A 21,314-nucleotide genomic window follows, 5' to 3' on the forward strand; every position below is an offset into this window, starting at 1 on the left:
AAGTCACTTGTTTTAATCGTGAGTGTTTGAGTCAATCTGAAGCAAAGAGTGCCAGCATGGCGCTCAGTGTTTTCATTAAATCGCCTTAATGGTTTTGTGTTTGAGCGCAGGCAAGCTCTGGCGCAGGTTTTTAATATAGTTGCGGTTGACGTTGGCCACCACAATGCCAGAGCCACGTGGCAGGCGGTCCAGCACTACGCCCCACGGGTCCACAATCATACTGTTGCCGTGCGTTTCGCGGCCAGACAAATGGTAGCCGCCCTGGGCTGAGGCAATCACATAACTGAGGTTTTCTACCGCACGTGCACGCACCAGTGTTTCCCAGTGCGCTTTGCCTGTGGTTTCGGTAAAGGCAGATGGCACCACGATCATGTCAACGTCGCCCATGGCACGGAACAGCTCCGGGAAGCGCAAATCGTAGCAAATAGAGAGGCCAATGCGGCCAAACGGCGTGTCCACCGTTACTACGGTATCGCCTGGCTCTATGGTGTTTTCTTCATGGTAATGTTCGGTGCCCATATCCAAACCGAACAAGTGGATTTTGTCATAGCGCGCGACTTGCTCGCCTTTGTCGTTGTAGACCAGGCAACTGTTGCGTACCTTGTTGGCATAGTTGCTTTCGAGTGGCACACTGCCTGCAACAATCCAGAGTTTAAAGGCCTTGGCTGTTTTGCTCAAAAACTGCTGAATCGGGCCATCATCCGGCTTTTCGCGGATAGTGACTTTGTCAAAATCTTTGAGGCCCATGATGCAAAAATACTCTGGCAGCACGACCAGCTTGGCACCGGCTTTGGCGGCCATTTCAATCAGGCGTTTGGCTTCTACCAAATTGGCAGCCACATTAGGGCTGGACGCCATTTGAACCGCGGCCACTTTGACAATGTCATCATTGGCGGCTGATTTCAGTTTTTTAGTTTTCTTCTCTGCCATGGCAAGTTTTCCGTTGAAATAATAATGTGGTCATTAGTGCAGCGTTTTCAAGGGTTGAGCAGGTGCAGGGGCCTTTTTATCAACCTCTGCCTCTTGCGGATTATCCCAGGTGCCTGTAATCATATACTCACTGGCACTGATTTTGTTAAGCGGGTCCTTGAGTAATTTTTGCGCGACAAACGCAGCTACGCCGACAATCGGCCCACCCGCCAGCGCCGCCAGGGAAACCGAATCGCTAATATGTGGCACGACTCTCACCCGCAGGCGTTGCGTTTCTGTTTTTAAATTGGTCTCACCCTTGATTCTGGCTTCGGCGGCCGGGCCGGTCATAAACAAGTCATCACTACGCAAAATGCCGTCCTTGATATTGGCGGTAGAGTTGATCTTGTCAAACGCAAAGCCTTCACTAAAGAGGTCGCGGAAGTCTAGTGTTAAACGACGTGGCAGGCTTTGCAAGCTCAATAAGCCCAGCAAGCGTCCAACGCCTGGCTGCACTTTCAAAATCTGGCCTTTTTCCAGTTGCATGGTGAAGTTACCATCCAGTCTTTCCACCGCGAACTCATGCGGACTGCCTGGCCAGCCCAACTGACCATTCATATTACCGGTGCCGCCTTTAACCATTTCGCCACCTGGTTGAAAACGTTGCAAGGTTTTCCCCAGATTGCTTGAAGTCAGGTTGAATTTGAGCATGGTTTGCGGGCTGCGCACCGAGTTACGCCAGGTGCCGTCGGCTGAGAGCTGGCTATCGCTGTTGCTGATGTTCATGCGCTGTATGACCCAGCTTTCACCGCTGTTGTAGGCTTTTAAATCCAGGCTTCCCAATTGTTTGTCGCCAAACTGAAAATCTTGCGCGGTGATGTCCAGTTCAGGGTAAGTCATGTCCAGGCGACGCACTTCTGCCGGATTGGTGTTGTTATCGGTGTCCATGCTGCGCGGAATACGCAAGTAGTTTAGTTTGGCCACCAGTTTGCTGGGTTTACCTGAAATCCAGTCTGCATCGCCTGCCAGTTCCTGGCTTTGTATCGCCAGCTTGAGCCGATCATTGTCTGGCGCAATATTCAGCTTGATTTGATGCAAGTTGCGGTCGAATACATGCAGGGTGCCCGCAGTCAGTTCTATTTGATTCAATGCCAGTGAGGAGGATTCCGCAGCCTGGTTGCCACTACCCTGGTTGAGGTAGGCTAACCACTCATCCACGTTCAGTTTTTGAAAGTCTGCGCGCAAATTAATACCATCCGCCGTGGGTAAACGAGGCGGCGTATTGATCGCAATTTCGCCTGCACTGACGGCGGCTGGGTTATTCGCATTACGCAAAAAGTTGGCATGAATCCAGTCGTTGTAATGAATAGCGATTTTGTCTGGCTGGTTGGTTTCCTGACGGAAACGTATCGTCAGGCTGGCGGGTGTTTCTACGCTTTTCTTTGTGGGTTCTGGCAGGTCAATCGCCATGCCGATCAACTGTGAGCGGATATCCAGCCGGATATTCGGCGCCTGGATCAACAGATTGCTTTTCCAGTCCGTCGTACCGTGCAAAGCGCGGGTAATCGGGTTGTTATCCAGTTTTTTGAGCGCGGCATCGGTGATGCGGCCACTGCCCTGAATAATGACGGACTTGTCAGATCGGGTACTCAGGCTGACGCTGGCAGGATTATCAAACATCGATAACTGTATGCCTTGCGCTTGCAGGCCTTTTTCGTTGAATTTTAAATGGCCATTGATATTGCTCATTTCCGGCATGGCAATTTGCGGGTTGGCGGCAATATGCCCATTTTTTATGTTGTAATCACCTTGAAACTGGCTGGCATCGACATCGTTGAGGGGCACTTGCAATGCCAGTTTAAGTTCTGCATTGCCTGTGGTTTTCAAAAAGTCGGTAAAGCCCATGGTGACTTGTCTTACCGGACTGGTGTTGACGAACTTCACGCCTTGCTCGACGGTGCCGGTGGCTGCCGCTTTGACGTTGAGCATCGGCCAGTCGGCATCCAGTAGCGGAATTTCGACCTGTGCTTGCGTAATGTGCTGGCCGACCGTACTGCCGTTTTTAACGGCGATATCCATGCGCTTGCCCTCAAACTTGAGAAAGGCGTCGATATTTTGGATGACTGGCCAGTCAGTGCCATATTCCAGACTGGCACGGTCTACTTGAGCCGTCACACGGAACAGGCCCAGGGACGGATCAGATTGCTGCGCTTGGTTGACGTAAGGAAAATCATTGACCCGGCCTTTGACGATTACTTCACCACGCCGGATTTGGCCACCGAGAATTGAGCTATCTAGCCAGTGCAAGGTCGTTTCACCCAGAATCAAGGGGTAGTAAAACGGCGCAAATTTTGCATCGCCACGCTCGATTTGGCTTTGTAGCTGTATGGTGTCGCCGCCTGCTGCGCCTAACTGGTATTCCATATTGGTGCGCAAGGCCAGGTGAGGATTGCTAAACTGCAGGTTGCGGGTGCTGATCAAGGTTTTCTGGCCGTTATGACTCCACTCCACTTCACCCTGCAAACGGTCTATGGGTAATGGCCAGCGTAGCAGGCCAGCCAGCTCAATAGTCGCCTTGCTGGTATCCAGTTCCACGCTGCCTGCATTGGGGTGTAGTGATAATTGCCCAGACCAGTTATCCAGACCAGGAATGCTGCCATAAGCTTGCGTGTGCAGCGCATTGAAGTTGGCCTCGACGGCATAATCACGCCACTGATCTTGTTGATATAGCCAGCGCGCTTTGATTTGAGAGGCATTGCCCGCGGGTGCCATATTTTCCAGGTATGTTGCTATTTTTGAGTCAGGCGGTAACCATTGCGCAAATAAATTGCCTTGGGTCAGGCTGAATTTTTTAACCGTGATTGTGCCTTCATGGCCTTTGTCATCCCATTGCAGCTCACCATTGGTATCCTCTAGAACCAAACCAGGCTGGACGTTGGCAGAAAAGTGCTTGAGCGTGACCATAAAGCGTTGCTCAACACGTTGCCAGCGCAACTCGCCGGCCACGGTTTTGGCGACAAAGGTTTGTGGCTCATTGGCGGGTTTGACTGCTACATCGCTCAGTTGCACTTGCGCAGCCAGGCGTTGCAATTGCAGCGCGTCGAATGCCAGCGTGGTGGTCAGGTTGCCTTTGCCCGCATTCACCTTGAGCGGCAGGTCTAACCAGGGGTTCCAGGCGGCTAAATCGGTTTCTGGCAAACGTAGTGAAATTTCGCCATGCCATGCTTCAGGTTTAGCCACATCATGACCGACCACGACTGATTCCAGGGTGATGCGCTGCTTTGTCCCGGTTGAGACCAGGCTGTCGATATGGATGCTATGACGGTGCAGCAGGCGCTGCCAGACGGGCGTTAATATTTCAATATTCAAATCTTCAAGCAACAGCGGCGGTGCCTGGCGTTGCTCGTCTAGCCAGGTGATGGTGGCATGAGAGATTTTGATGCGCCGTTGCGCCAGTAGCCAATTGGCAAAAGCCGGGTTGCCTTGCCCAGACATGGAGATGCCTGCGAGAAACAGCTCACCATTGGCTGTACGCCTGATCACCAAATTGGGAGCATCTATGCTGAGGCTGACCAATGAAGGCGAAAGCAGAACCAGGCTGCTCCACGACAAGCGGGTAGTCACCTGCGATAACTCAAGCGCAGGGCGGTGCTCGGTATCAAATACAGTGACTTTGCCCAGTGTCACTTGTGGTGCCAGGCCGCGCCAGCGAATGCCAATGTGGGCGATAGTGACTTGCTGTTTGAGCGATTGGCTTAGCGCTTGTTCAATGCGGCCTCTGTAGTCATCAATATGTGGAAACACATAGAACTGAATGACGCCAATAATGCCTGCCAGCATGACAAAAATAACAATCATGAGTGAAACCAGCCAGCGTTTGATTTTTTGCAGAGGCATAAGGGCGTTGAACAAGGGTTGAGGAAGTTTTAGTGATAACTGACCATTTTACTCGAAAACAGTTGCGCAGCCGCAGCAGAACTGCCTGTTGACTGCGGAATTATTCAGCATGAGCATGAATGATTCGTTTAAAATGCCACTCTTTTGCAACTTCAGTTTTTAAATGAAAGTGATTGTCAGTGATTCAGTTTAAACAACTGACTTTTTCCAGGGCAGGTAAAACGCTGGTCGAAGCGGCCAGTTTTCAGTTGCATCCGGGGCATCGCGTCGGCCTTACCGGCGCCAATGGTGCGGGTAAGTCGACCTTGTTTGCTTTGCTGCGTGGTGAGCTCACGGCAGATGTAGGTGAGTTGCTGATGCCGCCGCAATGGGTGATTGCGCATGTGGCACAGGAAACGCCTGCATTGGCACAATCTGCACTCGAATATACCCTGGATGGCGATGAGGAGTTGCGCACCTTGCAAGCACAGCTTGCGCAAGCCGACGCAGGTGAAAGCCATGACCCGTTACATGTCGCCGAGTGGCACCAGCGGCTGGCGGATATTGATGGCTATAGCGCAGAAGCCAGGGCCAGTGCCTTATTGGCCGGTCTGGGGTTTTCTCAATCACAGTTGAGCCGCCCAGTCAGCGATTTTTCAGGTGGCTGGCGCATGCGCCTCAACCTGGCGCGCGCGTTGATGTGTCGTTCGGATTTGTTATTGCTGGATGAGCCGACCAATCACCTGGATATTGAAGCTGTGATCTGGCTGGAAGGCTGGCTGAGCGCTTATCGTGGTACCTTGCTGCTCATTTCGCATGATAGGGAATTCCTCGATAATACCGTCAATCATATCCTGCATATCGAACAACAGCAGCTCACCTTGTATCGTGGCGGCTATAGCGATTTTGAGCGCCAGCGGGCTGAAAAGCTGACATTGCAGCAAGCCAGTTACCAAAAGCAACAGCAGCAAATGGCACATTTGCAGAAATACATTGATCGTTTTCGCGCACAGGCGACCAAGGCACGCCAGGCGCAAAGCCGTATCAAGGCGCTTGAGCGCATGGAGCGCATCAGTGCCGCGCACGTAGACTCTCCCTTCAGCTTCAGTTTTCGTGACCTGGGTTCAGCGCCGGATCCCTTATTGGTGATGAATCGGGTCGCACTGGGTTATGCGGGACAAACCCTGGTGAAACTTGAGCATCTGGCAATTCGTCCTGGCGAACGTATTGGCTTGCTGGGTAAAAATGGTGCTGGTAAATCTACCTTGATTAAAGCGCTGGCACAGTCAGCAACCCTGTTGTCGGGCGAACGCGTGGAGGGCAAGGATTTACGTATAGGCTATTTTGCCCAGCACCAGCTTGAACAACTGGTTGCCAGCGACTCACCGTTGCAACATTTGCAACGGCTGGATGCCACTGCGAGAGAGCAGGAATTATTAGATTTTTTAGGCGGTTTTGATTTCAGGGGTGAAATGGCCAAAGCGCCTTGCGGGCCATTTTCTGGTGGCGAAAAATCACGCCTGGCATTGGCCATGCTGATCTGGCAGCGGCCTAACCTGATTTTGCTGGATGAGCCGACCAACCATCTGGATATTGAAATGCGGCACGCTTTGTCCATGGCTTTGCAGGCGTATGAGGGCGGCATGGTGATGGTGTCGCACGATCGCACGCTGCTTGCCACTTGTTGCGAAAAATTTGTGTTAGTGGCTGATGGCCAGGCCAGTGTGTTTGATGGCGACCTGGAAGATTACAAAGTGTCTTTGCTGAAGACAGCGCAAGCAGAAGTCGCCGCGAGCCGACCTGCGGCAGTCAAGCAAAATAGCTATCATCAGCAGAAAGCTGACAGGCAGGCACGCCTGGTAGAGCGCAGGCCTTTGCTCAAAACGCTGGCTGCACTGGAAACCCAATTGACCAAGCTCACGCAAGAAAAGCAGGACGTTGAACACCGCCTGGCTGATAGCGCGATTTACGATGTCGAGCAACGCGAAACATTGCAGGCCTTATTGATTGCGCAAGGTGAGCATCAAAAAAAACTCGATTCGATCGAGGAGCAGTGGCTGGATGTGCTGGAAAAACTGGAAGCGCTGCCTGAGATTGAGTAACACGACGATATTAATAAAGGGATCATCATGGAAATGACTTATGAAGAGCGTTTGAGATTCATGCATCAGCTGTGTCAGGCGCAGACGCATTCTGGGGGCCAGTCAGAGGCGCAAGCCGTGGCCGCTTTTGCCAATGGGGATGTCGAAGACTCGGTGCATTATCTGGCGAGTTTTTTAACCTTTAAAGCGATTCAGTCTGCGGATCGTCACCCGGCAGAAGAATTGCAAAATGATTTTGACATGCTAGGCGTGTATCAATGCTTTGGCTTGATGGTCTACGCCTTCTTGTTTATGCCGCTGACGCAGGAAGGGCTGCAGCCCGACTACGATAGGGCACAAATTACAATCGGTAAAACCTTGTTTGATGGGCTTGCGCCAGAAATGCTGGCCGAGATTATCGAATCCGGTTTTCATAAATTTAAACTGATTGCCGAAGCAGAGTCTGAGCATTGGCAGGAATACCGTGAAAATCTGGATAAAGTGACCATTAGTTATATGATTGCGACCACCGATGATGACAGCCCGCATAGCGCGGAAGATGTATTGCCACTGTTTGGGCAATTGCTGAGTCAGTTGTGTGAGGCATTTACGGCTGATTAGCCGTTTAGCATCATAAAACTTTAATGTATAATTTAAAATTGTTTAACATTTTTGATACAGTTTGAAAACTTGGGTAAAGTTAGGCCATTTACGCTTGTTAATCAATTTAATTGTTCATAATATTCCAAGGCTAAATATTAGGATAAGCCTTGTGTTATCTTTTAAAAAAGGACATAAATGAGCAAGCTGCTGTTGATTGACGATGATGTTGAATTAGCCAATATGCTGAAGGAGTTTCTGACGCAAGAGGGCTTTGCGGTGACGACTGCGCATGACGGATTGACAGGTGAGCAATACGTGCTTGCCGGTAAATTCGACTTGGTGATTCTTGATGTAATGATGCCAGGTCAGGACGGATTGCAGACGTTACGGAATGTCAGACAACATTCTGATATTCCTGTGCTGATGCTCACGGCTAAGGACGACAATGAGGGCCGCATTGAAGGTTTGGAAGGCGGCGCGGATGACTACGTGCAGAAACCTTGTCTGCCAAGAGAGTTGGTTGCCAGAATTCGTGCGATTTTGCGTCGTCACACCAGTGACACGCCAAAAGGCAACGATATCGTGGTTGGCCAACTGGTGGTTTCCAGTGAACGTAGAAAAGTGTTTTGGGTGGATAAGCCGATTGTGTTTACCAGCACCGAATTTAGCCTGATTGAAATTCTGGCTAAACATGCAGGTACTATCGTCAGCAAAGAAGATTTGTCCATTAAGGCACTGGGCCGTCCGCTAGTGAAGTATGACCGTAGTATTGACGTGCATTTGAGCAGTATCCGTCAAAAAATATCAGAAGTATCTGGCGGTGTGAATGTGATACAAACCATTTACCGCGTCGGATATCAACTTGTTAGAGAGTAAGTGATTTAATGCGAGGGTTATGGGGCGCCTGTTCTGGAAGTTATTTTTAGCATTTTTTCTGGCGCTCGTCTCCACCGATCTTATCGTTGGTAATATTATCGAGTGGCAGGCCCATCAACAAACACCTGAGCATCATGAAGTCTCGCAGATTTGTTCGTCTGGAAGCAGCTGTGAGACAACGCCAAACGCGTTAAAGGCTGAACCACTCTCCGCCAAGACCGACCAGCGCTGGACTGAGAGGCAACTCTTTAGTTTGCCTTTCTCTGTTTTGATATACAGCCTCATCTCCAGCACGATTTTTGCCGGCGTCCTGGCCTGGTCTATTTCGCATCCCATCAAGTTGTTGCTTGAGCATTTAAAGAGTGCCGCAGAAGGCGATCTTCTAGTCAGGGTCAGCCCTAAAATCAAGGCCAGCCATGATGAGTTTGCTGAGCTTGGTGAAGCGTTTGATTTGATGGCATTACGCCTCAATAACATGATCAAAAGCCAGTCCAAAATGCTGCACCATGTTTCCCATGAGCTACGCTCGCCACTGGCCAGGATACAGATGTCGGTAGGCCTGGTGATGCAAAATCCAAAAAAAATGCAAAGCTCTTTACAGCGTGTGGAGCTGGAAGCTGTGCGCATGGAGCGCATGATTTCTGAGTTGCTGGAAATCTTTCGTTTTGAATCAGGCATGCAAAAGCTGCAAAAAACTGAGGTGGATTTAAAAGGGCTATTGACCGGTATTGTGGGCGATGTGCTCTTTGAGAAGCATGAAGCCAAGCTGCATCTCGAGATGCCAGAAGATGCTGTAGTGGTAGATGGCCAGCTAGAGTTGCTGCAGCGGGCGATCGATAATGTGATCCGCAATGCCGTGAAATATGGTCCGGAGAATGGCGTGGTGGCGATTGAATTGCAACACAGCGCACGCACGGGGGAGGTGATTCTGGAAGTGCAGGATCAAGGCCAGGGCGTGGAACCGCAGGAGCTGGAGCAGATTTTCAGGCCATTTGTACGCGGTCGTCGCGCATCACAAGTGGATGGGCATGGCATTGGCCTGGCGATGACCAAGCATATCGTTGAGGCGCATGGTGGTTTTGTCAACGCAACCAATCTTAATCCACATGGTTTTATGATACGTATCCATTTGCCTGAAAAGCATGAGGCACCTAGCGATCAAGAGTCCAAAAATTGGATGTAACAATGCTAAAATAGCGGGTTTACGAATAACGCAGACAATTGCCGGATACTTTATGACAGCACAACACTCCAACCCAGACAACGCGACAGAGTCAGTCGTTGATGAGAACCACGTGATTGCAGAGCGTCGCGAAAAGTTGCGCTTGCTGCGCGAACAAGCGCAATCAGCACAAGTGGCTACTTTTCCTAACGACTTTAAGCCTGAGCATAAAGCGGCTGTTTTACAAGAAACGTATGCAGCCAGCGAGAAAGAAACGCTGGATCCGCAAGAGATCGTTGTGGTGGTTGCTGGCCGCATGATGCTGAAACGTGTGATGGGCAAAGCCAGTTTTGCAACGATTCAGGACAGCACCGCACGTATTCAATTGTATGTCGCACGTGATGAAATCGGTGAAGCGCTCTACGAGAGCTTTAAGCACTGGGACATGGGCGATATTCTGGGTGCGCGCGGACGTTTGTTTAAAACCCGCACTGGCGAGCTTTCTGTGCATGTCACCGAGTTGCGTTTACTCACCAAGTCACTGCGCCCATTGCCGGAAAAATTCCATGGTTTGCAAGATCAGGAAATCAAATATCGTCAGCGTTATGTCGATTTGATCACGTCTGAAGAAACACGCGCCACGTTTAAGGCACGCTCAAAAGTGGTGGCGGCGATTCGTCAGTTTATGAATGACAACGAATTTCTCGAAGTAGAAACTCCTATGTTGCACCCGATTCCTGGTGGTGCGTCAGCCAAACCATTTGTTACGCATCACAATGCATTAGATATGCAGATGTTTATGCGCATTGCGCCAGAGCTTTATTTAAAGCGCCTGATTGTCGGCGGCTTTGAGCGCGTATTTGAAATCAACCGTAACTTCCGTAATGAAGGGCTCAGCGTCCGCCATAATCCTGAGTTCACCATGATGGAGTTCTACGCGGCTTACACAGACTATCAATGGCTGATGGACTTTACCGAGCAATGTATCCGTGCCGCAGCGATTGCCGCGAACGGCACTGCGGTGTTGAGCTACGCTGGCAAAGAAGTGGATCTAAGCAAGCCGTTTGAGCGTTTGACCATTGTGGGCGCGATCCAGAAATATGCGCCGCAATATACGCTGGCGCAACTCAATGACGCTGACTTTATCCGTCAAGAGTTATTGAAGTTTGGCGTGAAACCATTTGCTCACGCAGGCCTGGGCTCATTGCAGTTATCCCTGTTTGAAGAAACCGCGGAAAGCCAACTTTGGCAGCCTACTTATATTATCGATTACCCGGTGGAAGTTTCACCTTTGGCACGCGCTTCAGATAAGCAGCCTGAAATCACCGAACGGTTTGAGCTGTTTATCACTGGCCGCGAAATGGCCAATGGCTTTAGCGAGTTGAACGATGCTGAAGACCAGGCAGCGCGCTTCCATGCGCAAATGAAAGCCAAAGAGGCGGGTGACCAGGAAGCCATGTACTACGATGCGGATTTTATCCGTGCTTTGGAATATGGCATGCCGCCGACCGGTGGTTGCGGCATTGGCATTGACCGCCTGGTGATGCTGATTACCGATAGCCCGAGCATACGTGATGTGATTCTGTTCCCACACATGCGTGCAGAGAGCTAAACTCACCAAAGTAACACAGAGCCACCCAGTAAGGGTGGCTTTTTTATTACTAGTAGTCTGTTTGTAAGAAATGTGTAAGGTTTGTCATCAAACTGTCATATTGAAAATTCAAAATACGTCCCGGATACACACATGTAATCTTATAACAGGGGATAAAAATGAATTTGAAGTTTCGTCGTTTGTTGATGGCAACCTTGGCTGGTGGTCTGTTAACAGGTTTGACGTCTGTCTCGCATGCTGATTCAACGACTGACCTGGTTCAGGCATTGATTAGCAAAGGCGTTTTGACTGAAGAAGAGGGCGCTTTGTTGATGAAGGGCCGTACTAATGAAGTTGAAGTGCAGAAAAAGAAGGAAAGTAAGAACTGGACTAGCCGTGTGAATATCCGTGGTTATGTGCAGAACCGCGTCACGGCAATGATTGGTAATGATGGTGATAATCCTGCCCATCCTGTCGACTTGTGGTCTGATCGCTCAGTAGGTACCGATGACTCAATCAACCCGGATAAAAACTTTTTGATTCGTCGTGCGCGCATCATTATTTTTGGTGATTTTGGTGACCACTTAAGCTACTACATTCAGCCGGACTTTGCATCGTCCGCTAGTGGCACTAACAACATTGCACAGCTTCGTGATGCTTATGGTGATATCAATATTGATAAGGCGAAAGTACACCGCGTGCGTGTGGGCCAATCTAAAGTCCCTTATGGTTTCGAAAACTTGCAATCGTCTTCTAACCGTTTGGCGATGGATCGTGTAGACGCAATGAACAGTGCGGTGCGTGATGAGCGTGACACGGGTGCGTTTTACTACTACACACCAGAAAACGTTCAAGCATTATTTAAAGAAATCAACGATAAAGGCCTGAAGCATTCTGGCAACTACGGTATGTTGGGTGCAGGTTTGTATAACGGACAAGGCGCAAACCGCAGTGACGTAAACGACAATTACCATGTGGTAGCGCGTGCTACTTACCCTTGGAAGACGCAATCCGGCCAGATTTATGAGGCCAGTATTCAGGGTTATCATGGTGAGTATGCGCCGACAACAGGTCGTTATAACTTCAACGGTAATGCTAACGTGAGTTCATCTGCGAATACTGGTGCAACACGTACGCCTACCATTGCAACTGCAGATGCCAAAGGATTTAAAGATCAACGTGTTGGTGTGAGTTTTGTGATGTATCCGCAACCATTTGGTTTACAAGCTGAATGGAACTGGGGTACCACACCAGGTATGGATGCTGCTCAAAATAAAATTGCAGAGAAAAGCCTGCAAGGTGGTTATGTACAAGCGATGTACAAGATTGATAACTTCCAATTCCTGGAGACGAATGGTACGTTGATTCCATTTATCAAATGGCAATACTTTGATGGTTATAACAAAGCAGAAACCAATGCGCCTGAGAACCACGTTAACGATTGGGAGTTAGGTGTTGAATGGCAACTTGCACCAGAGGTCGAAATTATGGCTGAATACCATCATATGAAGCGTAATAACCTGGTGACTGGTAACCGTGCTGGTACGCTGGATTATCAAAGCTTTACCGCAGATGCATTGCGCGTACAAGTACAGTACAACTTCTAATAACAGACGTATCAAAACTTAAATTGAAATCCCGCAGCCTTGCGGGATTTTTTTTATTTCACATATAGTTAAAAGTAATATAAAAATAACGAATAATTATTTTTTAAAATATGAATAGTCTGAAATAATGCCCTTCATTCAATGCAGTGAGGGGCATCATGTCTACAGTATTAAACAAACCGGAAACACAAGCTGACGAAGCCTTGTTGGCGATTGTTGCGGCGGCCATTGCGGCTGTGCAGAAGGATACCGGTTATGGTTCTATTGAAATTACAGTACATGATGGGCGGGTGACGCAAATTGAACGGCGTGAGAAAGTGCGCTTTGATCACCAGATAAAACCCAAGAAGTAGTTGATAAGATTTTACTGAGCACTGACCAGGCTGCTGGAAGTCATTAATTAACGGGAGATATACATGCAGTTAAAGAAATTAAGTCTTGCACTGGCAACCGCAGGTGTGTGGTGGCTGGGTAATGGCGTGGCCTCGGCGGCAGAAGAGGTACAGCTGGCAGAGACACAAGTAGAGGATGCTGAGCAACAAAAGAAAGTAAAAGCACGCCTGGAAGAAATCAAGGCTGAAGAAAAAGCGGCTGCCAAGGCAGCCAGTGGCTATTATGTTGAGCGCCGTAGTTATGGCACACAAAAAGAAACCGAGCCACCAAAGTATGTAAAACAGGCTAACAAAACCTGGCTGAAAGATTTTGATGCATTTGCTGATGTTGACTGGCTTGACCTTGGTTTTGAACATCGCATACGTGCTGAAAGCCGTCAAAATGACTTCCGCCGCGCACAAGAGAATATTGATGAACCAATCTTGCTGCGTACACGTGCTTATGTCGGTTTGAAGAATATTTTGGATCCATTCCGTTTCGCGGTTGAAGTGCAAGACTCCCGCCGTAACCATAGTGATTACAATGACAGTACTGATCGTCGTTTATCTAATGACCCAAAAGATATTGATCATGCTGACTTCATTCAGGCTTATCTGGAGTTGTATTTCAAAGAAAGCATTTTTGGTAAGGATGATTTAGGTAATAACCGCCCATTCTGGGTACGTGGTGGCCGCCTGGCTTGGGAAGATCTGGATCGTCGTTTGATCGCCCGTAACGAATGGCGTAACACAACTAACTCTTTCCAAGGTATTCGTGCCAATATTGGTGAAAAGAAAAATGACTGGCAGTTAGAGGCCTTTGCAGTACAACCTGTGCAGCGTTTTGCAAATCAGCTTGATCAGGTTGATCATGCCCAACAGTTTTATGGACTTGTAGGTGATTGGCGTGGTTGGTCAGAGTACGTGACCATACAGCCGTACTACTTCTATCTGAAGCAGGATGGCAGCAAGGTGCAATATGACGGGAATGGTACAGCTTATACAGATCGTAGCGTATATAGCGCGGTGCGACAGGCTCAAGCACAAATTGATCGCGAGATTAATACTGCTGGTATTCGTGTGTTTGGTATCTTGCCTGGTACACAATGGGACTATGATGTTAGTTATAACAAGCAGTGGGGTAATGTACAACGCTTTGTGAATAATGGCGGAACACTTACTTTAGCGAATGGTCGTTATATCACTGTGGATCATGATGCTTACTCCTATAACGCCGAAGTGGGCTATACATTTAATAAGCACGCATGGAAACCACGTTTTAGCAGTTCTTACGGTGTAGCCAGTGGTGACACCGTTTCCAGTGGCAATACTGCTACCGACAGATCCGACAGCCAGGGCTTCGATCGTTTATTCGGTTTTGCTCGACCATGGTCTAACAATGACTACATCCAAATGAACAACATTCGTGCTGCCAAAGTGCGTGCAGAGTTCGATCCTAAAGTTCCATTCTTGGATAACGTGAAAGTAGATACAGGGTTTAGCTGGTATCGACTCGACAGTTCAACGGATCGTTGGGGGGCAGGTAATAACTTGGTTGATATTACAGGTAAATCTGGTGCCGATTTGGGTAAGGAGTTTGATTTTAGAGTTCGCTTCCCACTGAATCAGTATGCTGCGTTGAATGTGGGTTATGCACACTTCTGGGCAGGGGATTTTGTGAAAAATGCAATCAAGATTGCCTCAAACAACAATGATCCAACCCGTTCACTGGATTCTGACTTTTTCTACACAGAATTAACACTGTACGGCTTCTAGTCAAAGGGATAGATATGAAATTAAATCATAAAATTAAACAGGCGTTATTGGTGGCAACACTGCTTGCGCCGCTAGTGAGTTGGGCTGCCGATGTCAACCTGCTCAATGTGTCATACGACCCGACCCGTGAGTTGTACCAAGACTACAACGATGCATTTGCCAAGTACTGGAAAGCTAAAACGGGCGACAATGTGATTATCAAGCAATCACACGGTGGCTCAGGCAAGCAGGCGCGTTCAGTGATCGATGGCTTGCAGGCTGATGTGGTGACACTGGCTTTGTCTTACGACATTGACGAAGTGGGCAGCAAAGGCCGTTTGTTCGGGCCAGACTGGCAAAAACGTCTGCCGCATAACAGTTCACCTTATACCTCCACCATTGTGTTTCTGGTGCGTAAAGGCAACCCGAAAAACATCAAGGACTGGAATGATCTGGTGAAACCAGGGACTTCGGTGATTACACCTAACCCGAAAACCTCGGGCGGTGCACGCTGGAACTACCTGGCTGCTTATGCTTATGCGCTCAAGCAGAACAATAACGACGATGCCAAGGCCAAGGACTTCCTGAAAAAGCTGTTTAAAAACGTGCCGGTGCTGGATAGCGGTGCGCGTGGCTCAACCACCACTTTTGTAGAACGTGGTATTGGTGATGTGTTGCTGGCTTGGGAAAACGAAGCTTTCCTGGCGTTGAAAGAACTGGGTCCGGACAAGTTCGATATCGTGGTGCCTTCCTTGTCGATTTTGGCTGAACCGCCTGTGACGGTGGTTGACAAAAATGCCAAGCGACATGGCACCGAAGCGGTTGCAAAAGCTTACCTGGAATATTTGTATAGTGAAGAAGGCCAGGAAATTGCGGCGAAGAACTACTACCGCCCAACCCTGGAGTCGGTCGCCAAGAAATATGAAAAACAGTTTCCAAAGGTCAATTTGATCAAGATTGACGATGTGTTTGGCGGCTGGCAAAAGGCTCAGAAAACACATTTTGCTGATGGTGGCGTGTTTGACGAGATTTACCAGAAATAAGATTTGATCAACAGAAAAAGGCATTTACCCAATGCCTTTTTCTTTCTCTACAACAAGGAGAGTGTTTCATGTCAAAAGCATTAGTGATTGGTGGTGACCGTATAGAAGGCATCAAACAGGTATTGCAGGCACAAGGGATCGATAAAATTGATCACTGGACCGGCAGGAAGCCTGGCGATGTGAAACGCGAGCTACCGGCAAACGTCAATGTGATTGTGTTGGTCACCGGCTGGCTCAATCATTCCATGATGTACCGCATCAAGCATGTGGCACACAAGCGTGGCCTCAAGGTCGTATATACACGCAATAGCGCGGATGGCATGCAGCGCGTGCTCGAGGCGGCCTGATCATGCGCTTTACCGTGACTTGGCCCTAATTATTAATTTTTTTTAAATTAGGTCTAAATTTATCCGTTTGTTTAACCGATAACACTATTGAGATTTAAGGTTTAATGACCTGACTCAAGAATCTTTTTTGCTTGTGGCAGAGAATGATGTAGTGATAAGCGGTTAAAGGGTAAATAATGAGTCAAACCGGGATTGGCGAACTGGCAGCGCCACTCAACGAAAATATAACGCAGCGGCAGTTTATGCGTCATCGTCTTGTGCGTAAAGTACAGGACAATACCCATTTTTTGGCCATGGCCAGCATGGTCTGTGGCTTGCTGGGTTTTCCGCATTACCTGTTAGACGTTGATAACAATGTCTGGCTGGCACAATTACTGACTTATCTCACCTTTATTCTGGTCAGCTACAATTTGCTGCTGGAAAATGGTCGCACCAATCTGGCCATGCTCACCATGTCACTGGTCACCATCAGTTTGTTCATGGTGCAACTTTCTCCTTACGCCGCCGACTTTAACGATACTGCGCAGTTGCTGCGCATTGCGAATGATATACAAGTGCAACAAGACTCAAGGCTGGTGGAATATGCCTCAGGCGCTTTACTGGCGTGTCTGATTGCCATTTCCTATCTCTTCCAGCGTTCTGGCTGGCTAGCCACCAGCCAGGCTATTTTGTGCGTCGCAGTCATGATTCCATTGATTCCGCTGTTGGGTTTCCTGTGTGGCATTGCACGCCCTTATGGTCTGATGCCACCGCTGGCAACCTTAAGTGGTTTGTTGTGTGCCTTTGGTTTATTAGCCAGGCACGCGTCGCATCCGCCCATGAGTTACTTGTTGCTGATGGACGATAATGGCAAGCAGATACGCTTCAGTATCGTTTTCTTAAGCTTTTTCGCCATTATGCTGGCCAGAGCCGGTGTTGAGTTTGAAGACAATATGCGCGCATTGCCTGCTTTGGTTGTAGTAGCGATTTTAGCGATTGTCTATACGATGACTGTCACCTATTACCGCAAAGGGCAAAGCAATGAACAAGTGTTGCCAGCGACCGATATGGACTTTGCCAGCCAACTGGAAGCTGCGTTGGATAGTCACCAGTTCTTTATGGTGTATCAACCACAAGTCGATTTCAATACCGGCAAATTAAAAGGCGTCGAGGCCCTGGTACGCTGGCGACATCCGGAAAAAGGCATTATTTCTCCAGAAAAGTTTATCAGGGTGGCCGAATTGACCGGTCTGATTGTGCCTTTAGGCAAATGGGTCATGCGCACGGCTTGCACACAGGCTGCGCAATGGAGCCATGACCCTGTGTTAGGCAAAATCGAAGTGGCGGTGAATGTCTCCGCCCTGCAGCTGAAATCAGGCACGCTGGTGGAGGATATTTTACAAATCCTGGCTGAAACTGGCTTCCCACCACAGCGGCTGGTGGTGGAACTCACCGAAAGCTCTTTCGTGCAGGATGATGGTGAAAATGCCCGCATCATGCATCGCCTGAAACAGGCGGGCATCAAGCTGGCGATTGACGATTTTGGCACCGGATATTCGTGCTTGTCTTACCTGCGCGATATTCCCGGCGACTATTTAAAAGTGGACCGTTCATTTGTGATGGAATTGCCTGGCCATAACAAGGCCGAGGCCGTGATTCAGACCATCGTCAGCTTAGGCAAGAGCCTGGATTACCGTATTATTGCCGAAGGCATCGAAACTGAAGCCCAGGCCGGTTTTCTCAAAGGTATAGGCTGCGATATCGCACAAGGTTTTCTGTTTGCCCGGCCGCTGGAAGCCCAGGCTTTACAACAATGGGTGGCGAACAATCTGCCCGTAGAGACCGCATCAGCAAGCGCTTAATCAGTGGCGATGGCCATGCCTGTTGTCGAGATAGCCTGCACTGAGAGCTTGTTTATAAAAACACGCTGTTCCATAGCGAATCATCCATGAGTATCAATTTAATTTGATTTAAAGGATGATAAAACCCTGTTTTATTTTATGTTGATTTCAATGTACTTGCGCCTATAGTAAAACAAAACTGCCTGCCAGCGCGGGCGATAATAATAGATAGCGACAGGGGGCAACATGTCAGTATCCAGCATTGACTGGCCGACAGTAACTGTTCAGGAATGTACAACGCAACGCCAGTACATGCGGCATCGATTTCTTAGAACAGTACAGAAGTACTCTCCTTGGCTGGCACTTGCCAGCATTGTGAGCGTGCTGCTAGGATTCCCATTGAGTGAGTTGCACCACACCTTTGAATTAAGTGTGTTGCAGAGTGTGAGCTACCTCATTTTTGTCGCGGTGAGTTTGCGCGTCATTTACGACACCAGGCGTGAGCATCCTCTGATCGGCTGGCTGATTGGCAGCGTGTTACTCGGCTATATGCTGCAAACTTATTGGCTATTAAACAGCCACGCCTCTTTTAGTCATATTGCTTCCATCAACAGTTTTTCACAAGTGGTCAGCCATGGCCAGATTGCGACCGATTTCGGCATGTCGTTGCTGGTGATCGCAGGCTTTTTGTTATGCCACTTTCAATGTAACCGCGCAAGCCAGGCGGTACTCAGTGTCGCGTTGCTGATGCCGGTGACTGGTTTACTGGCGCGAGCATATGGTATCCCGGATGCTTATGGCCAGCTGTCTCTGCTGTCTTGTTTGGGCGGCTTGCTTTGTGCCTCTGCCTTGCTTGCCAAGCAGGTGTCGCAAACCTCAATGAGCTATCTGTTATTGATGGACGATACCGGCAAGCATCTGCGCTGGATCGTCAGTTTGCTGTTTTTATGCGCGATCGTCCTCGGCGGTGTTGGTGTTTATTTTAAGCATGATTACCGTTTGACACCTTTGATCATCACGCTGGCATTGATTTCCGTCGTGTGTATCATGACCTTCACTTATTACCGCAAAGGCGTGATGCATGAGCAAGTCTTGCCACCTGAAGACCTGGCATTTGCCAGTGAACTGGAAGCTGCGATTGCACATCAGGAGTTTTACCTGGTTTACCAGCCGCAGCTGAATTTTATGACCGGCGAACTGGTAGGCGTAGAAGCTTTGATTCGCTGGCAACATCCGCAACAAGGCGTGGTGCCGCCTGCCAAATTTATTGGTGTAGCAGAGCTGACCGGCCTGATTGTGCCTATGGGTGCCTGGGTGCTGAAAGCGGCCTGCCAGCAGGTGGCTGCCTGGCAAGAGGGGGCGTTGAGCAAGGTCAAAGTGTCAGTCAATGTTTCTCCCATGCAACTGCGCTCGCCGGGATTTACCGATTATGTGTTGCAAGTCCTGCGCGAAACCGGCCTGTCCGCAGAACGCCTGGTGATTGAGCTGACCGAGAGTGCGCTGATTCATTCTGATTGCAAGGGCACCGATAGTTTGCAGGCGCTAAAACAGCTTGGGGTCAAACTGGCGATTGATGATTTTGGCACTGGCTATTCATGCCTGGCTTACTTGCGTGATATCCCCGGCGATTATTTAAAAGTGGATCGTTCTTTTGTCAATGACGTGCCAGGCAAAGAGCGTTCAGAAGCCGTCACCAGTGCGATTGTCGTGCTCGGCAAAAACTTGCATTACCAGATTGTGGCAGAAGGCGTAGAGACCGAGGCGCAAGCTGAATACCTGAAAAGCTTGGGCTGTGATCTGGTACAAGGGTATTTATACGCCAAGCCGATGGAAGCGCAGGCATTGCAACAGTGGGTCAGCGCCAGGCGCACATAAGTGTGTCGCCTGGCATTTAAACGGATGCTGGTTGAAACTTGTGATGATTGAGCTTTGACCTCACCAGCTCAATATGCGCACGTAACTCATAAGCATATTGTGAGAATGGCACTGGTAATTTCACATTGACCACTTTCGCTTCAATTTCATTGAGTTTTTCCAGGCATTCCTCTACATCTGCAGCACTCTTGATCTCTTGTAATTGGGTATCAAGAAAGCGCAACTCGCCGTAATAACGGAATAGTTTGCGTTTAACAAGCCACACATACACCATCGGGATAATCTTGGTCAGCGGGATCAGCAAGGCCAGCAATGGCAAGATCACGATCAAGGTGCGGTTCACAAATGTCGCTGCCCAGAACGGCAGGTATTTATCAATAATCGGTAAGCCGGATTTGTAAAAGTTAAGCGCCTGCGTACTCAGCGGGAAGTCGGTATCTTTGGCTGAAGGAAACTCGCCTTTGGTATTAAACAGGCTAGGGCCGCCATGTACCTCGGCAATCACTTTCATCATCAGGTAAGCCAGGGCAGGGTGCATGCTTTCTTTCACTACTAACGTGGCCGTAGGCGCTACTAAGTGCACATCATGCCCCGGAATGTTGCGCGCCAGGTCCATGGCGCCTTCAGGCAGCACCAGATGGTGCATAAAGGCGAATTTCCGCGAGAAGGCTTCTGCAGTATCCATGCTCAGCAAGCGCAGGCGTTTGTCAGTCACCATTTCGTGAATCATGCCAGAATTGGCGACATCCACAAACAGTGCGGCATCCAGTTTGCCCTGTCTTAGCGCAGTCGCGGCTTCTTCGCCGCCAATGGATACGAGCTTGGTATTGCTATTGTTAATGCCACTTTCTGTGAGTAGTGTACTGACTAGGGTATGGGTGCCATTACCAGCATAGCCGATAGCAATACGTTTGCCTTTGAGCGCTGATAAATGCGAGGTAGTGGCTTTGCAGCGGCAAAAAATCCATACCGGCTGATAATACAAGCTGCCGAGGGATAGCAATGAGCCCGCACCTTCGCTATGGGCCATGCCATCCTGGATAAAGGCAATATCGACGTCGGACTCCGGATCTTTGAGCAAACGCAGGTTTTCCGTGTCGCCTGACGTTTTGCGCAACTCCAGCGTGATGCCTTCCTTTTGCAAGTAGACGCCGTAGATAGCGGCATAGGCGTTGTAGTTTAAATCGGCCTCACCAGTAGCGATCACAATCTTGCGTGGTGGCGCCGGGTCTATGAATTTGTAGGCAAAAAACAGGGCCAGGCAGATCAGCAGAACTGAAGGCAGTGTGGCCTCCAGCATTTCTCTGGTAAAAATTGAAGTGAATTTGTTATTGCGCGGATCAAATTTCATCGGTCAGCTTTTATTGATACCTGATTGTAGGGAGCCTCAACCCTGTG

15 protein-coding genes are annotated in these 21,314 nt (G+C 49.1%); 12 read left to right on the forward strand and 3 right to left on the reverse strand.

What is annotated here, in order from left to right; genetic code table 11:
• Positions 1 to 75: 75 nt before the first annotated feature.
• Together GQ52_RS10340 and GQ52_RS10345 are read right to left on the reverse strand one after the other, a co-directional pair.
• Positions 76 to 930 carry a carbon-nitrogen hydrolase family protein gene (locus GQ52_RS10340; RefSeq protein ID WP_019882687.1) on the reverse strand — a complete coding sequence of 285 codons (855 nt, stop codon included), beginning with the start codon at positions 928 to 930 and terminating at the stop codon, positions 76 to 78.
• 33 nt (positions 931 to 963) lie between these two features.
• Positions 964 to 4,806, reverse strand: coding sequence for a YhdP family protein (locus GQ52_RS10345; RefSeq protein WP_047517453.1), 3,843 nt, complete (start codon positions 4,804 to 4,806; stop codon positions 964 to 966).
• A 179-nt stretch (positions 4,807 to 4,985) separates the two neighbouring features.
• Between GQ52_RS10345 and GQ52_RS10350 the strand changes: the two genes are divergently transcribed.
• The 12 genes from GQ52_RS10350 (at position 4,986) to GQ52_RS10405 (ending at position 19,916) form a co-directional block, all read left to right on the forward strand.
• The gene (locus GQ52_RS10350) at positions 4,986 to 6,887 is read left to right on the forward strand and encodes an ATP-binding cassette domain-containing protein (protein WP_047518697.1); all 1,902 of its coding nucleotides are present in this window, start codon (positions 4,986 to 4,988) and stop codon (positions 6,885 to 6,887) included.
• Positions 6,888 to 6,914: 27 nt separating this feature from the next.
• The gene (locus GQ52_RS10355) at positions 6,915 to 7,487 is read left to right on the forward strand and encodes a hypothetical protein (RefSeq protein ID WP_047517456.1); all 573 of its coding nucleotides are present in this window, start codon (positions 6,915 to 6,917) and stop codon (positions 7,485 to 7,487) included.
• Between the two features lie 177 nt (positions 7,488 to 7,664).
• On the forward strand, positions 7,665 to 8,345 hold the full coding sequence (locus tag GQ52_RS10360; RefSeq protein WP_019882683.1) for a response regulator transcription factor: 681 nt from the start codon (positions 7,665 to 7,667) through the stop codon (positions 8,343 to 8,345).
• A 253-nt stretch (positions 8,346 to 8,598) separates the two neighbouring features.
• Positions 8,599 to 9,528, forward strand: coding sequence for a sensor histidine kinase KdpD (locus GQ52_RS10365; RefSeq protein ID WP_235273171.1), 930 nt, complete (start codon positions 8,599 to 8,601; stop codon positions 9,526 to 9,528).
• A 52-nt stretch (positions 9,529 to 9,580) separates the two neighbouring features.
• Positions 9,581 to 11,119 carry a lysine--tRNA ligase gene (lysS, locus tag GQ52_RS10370; protein WP_047517461.1) on the forward strand — a complete coding sequence of 513 codons (1,539 nt, stop codon included), beginning with the start codon at positions 9,581 to 9,583 and terminating at the stop codon, positions 11,117 to 11,119.
• Positions 11,120 to 11,277: 158 nt separating this feature from the next.
• On the forward strand, positions 11,278 to 12,705 hold the full coding sequence (locus GQ52_RS10375; protein ID WP_047517467.1) for a porin: 1,428 nt from the start codon (positions 11,278 to 11,280) through the stop codon (positions 12,703 to 12,705).
• Positions 12,706 to 12,863: 158 nt separating this feature from the next.
• A complete protein-coding gene (locus GQ52_RS10380; RefSeq protein ID WP_019882677.1) occupies positions 12,864 to 13,058 on the forward strand; it encodes a YezD family protein in 195 nt (64 codons plus the stop codon).
• A gap of 63 nt (positions 13,059 to 13,121) precedes the next feature.
• Positions 13,122 to 14,852 carry an alginate export family protein gene (locus GQ52_RS10385; protein ID WP_047517470.1) on the forward strand — a complete coding sequence of 577 codons (1,731 nt, stop codon included), beginning with the start codon at positions 13,122 to 13,124 and terminating at the stop codon, positions 14,850 to 14,852.
• Positions 14,853 to 14,866: 14 nt separating this feature from the next.
• The gene (locus GQ52_RS10390; protein WP_047517473.1) at positions 14,867 to 15,874 is read left to right on the forward strand and encodes a sulfate ABC transporter substrate-binding protein; all 1,008 of its coding nucleotides are present in this window, start codon (positions 14,867 to 14,869) and stop codon (positions 15,872 to 15,874) included.
• 68 nt (positions 15,875 to 15,942) lie between these two features.
• Positions 15,943 to 16,221, forward strand: coding sequence for a DUF2325 domain-containing protein (locus GQ52_RS10395; protein ID WP_019882674.1), 279 nt, complete (start codon positions 15,943 to 15,945; stop codon positions 16,219 to 16,221).
• Positions 16,222 to 16,397: 176 nt separating this feature from the next.
• Entirely contained in the window at positions 16,398 to 18,062 is a 1,665-nt protein-coding gene (locus tag GQ52_RS10400; RefSeq protein WP_047517476.1) for an EAL domain-containing protein, read from the forward strand.
• A 225-nt stretch (positions 18,063 to 18,287) separates the two neighbouring features.
• Entirely contained in the window at positions 18,288 to 19,916 is a 1,629-nt protein-coding gene (locus GQ52_RS10405) for a bifunctional diguanylate cyclase/phosphodiesterase (RefSeq protein ID WP_235273173.1), read from the forward strand.
• A gap of 16 nt (positions 19,917 to 19,932) precedes the next feature.
• Here GQ52_RS10405 and GQ52_RS10410 read toward each other — a convergent pair whose 3' ends face one another.
• Positions 19,933 to 21,267 (reverse strand): TAXI family TRAP transporter solute-binding subunit, encoded by a 1,335-nt coding sequence (locus tag GQ52_RS10410; protein ID WP_047517479.1) that lies wholly within the window; start codon positions 21,265 to 21,267, stop codon positions 19,933 to 19,935.
• Positions 21,268 to 21,314 lie beyond the last annotated feature (47 nt).

It is taken from the genome of Methylophilus sp. Q8 (assembly GCF_000800115.1).
GTDB lineage: Bacteria > Pseudomonadota > Gammaproteobacteria > Burkholderiales > Methylophilaceae > Methylophilus.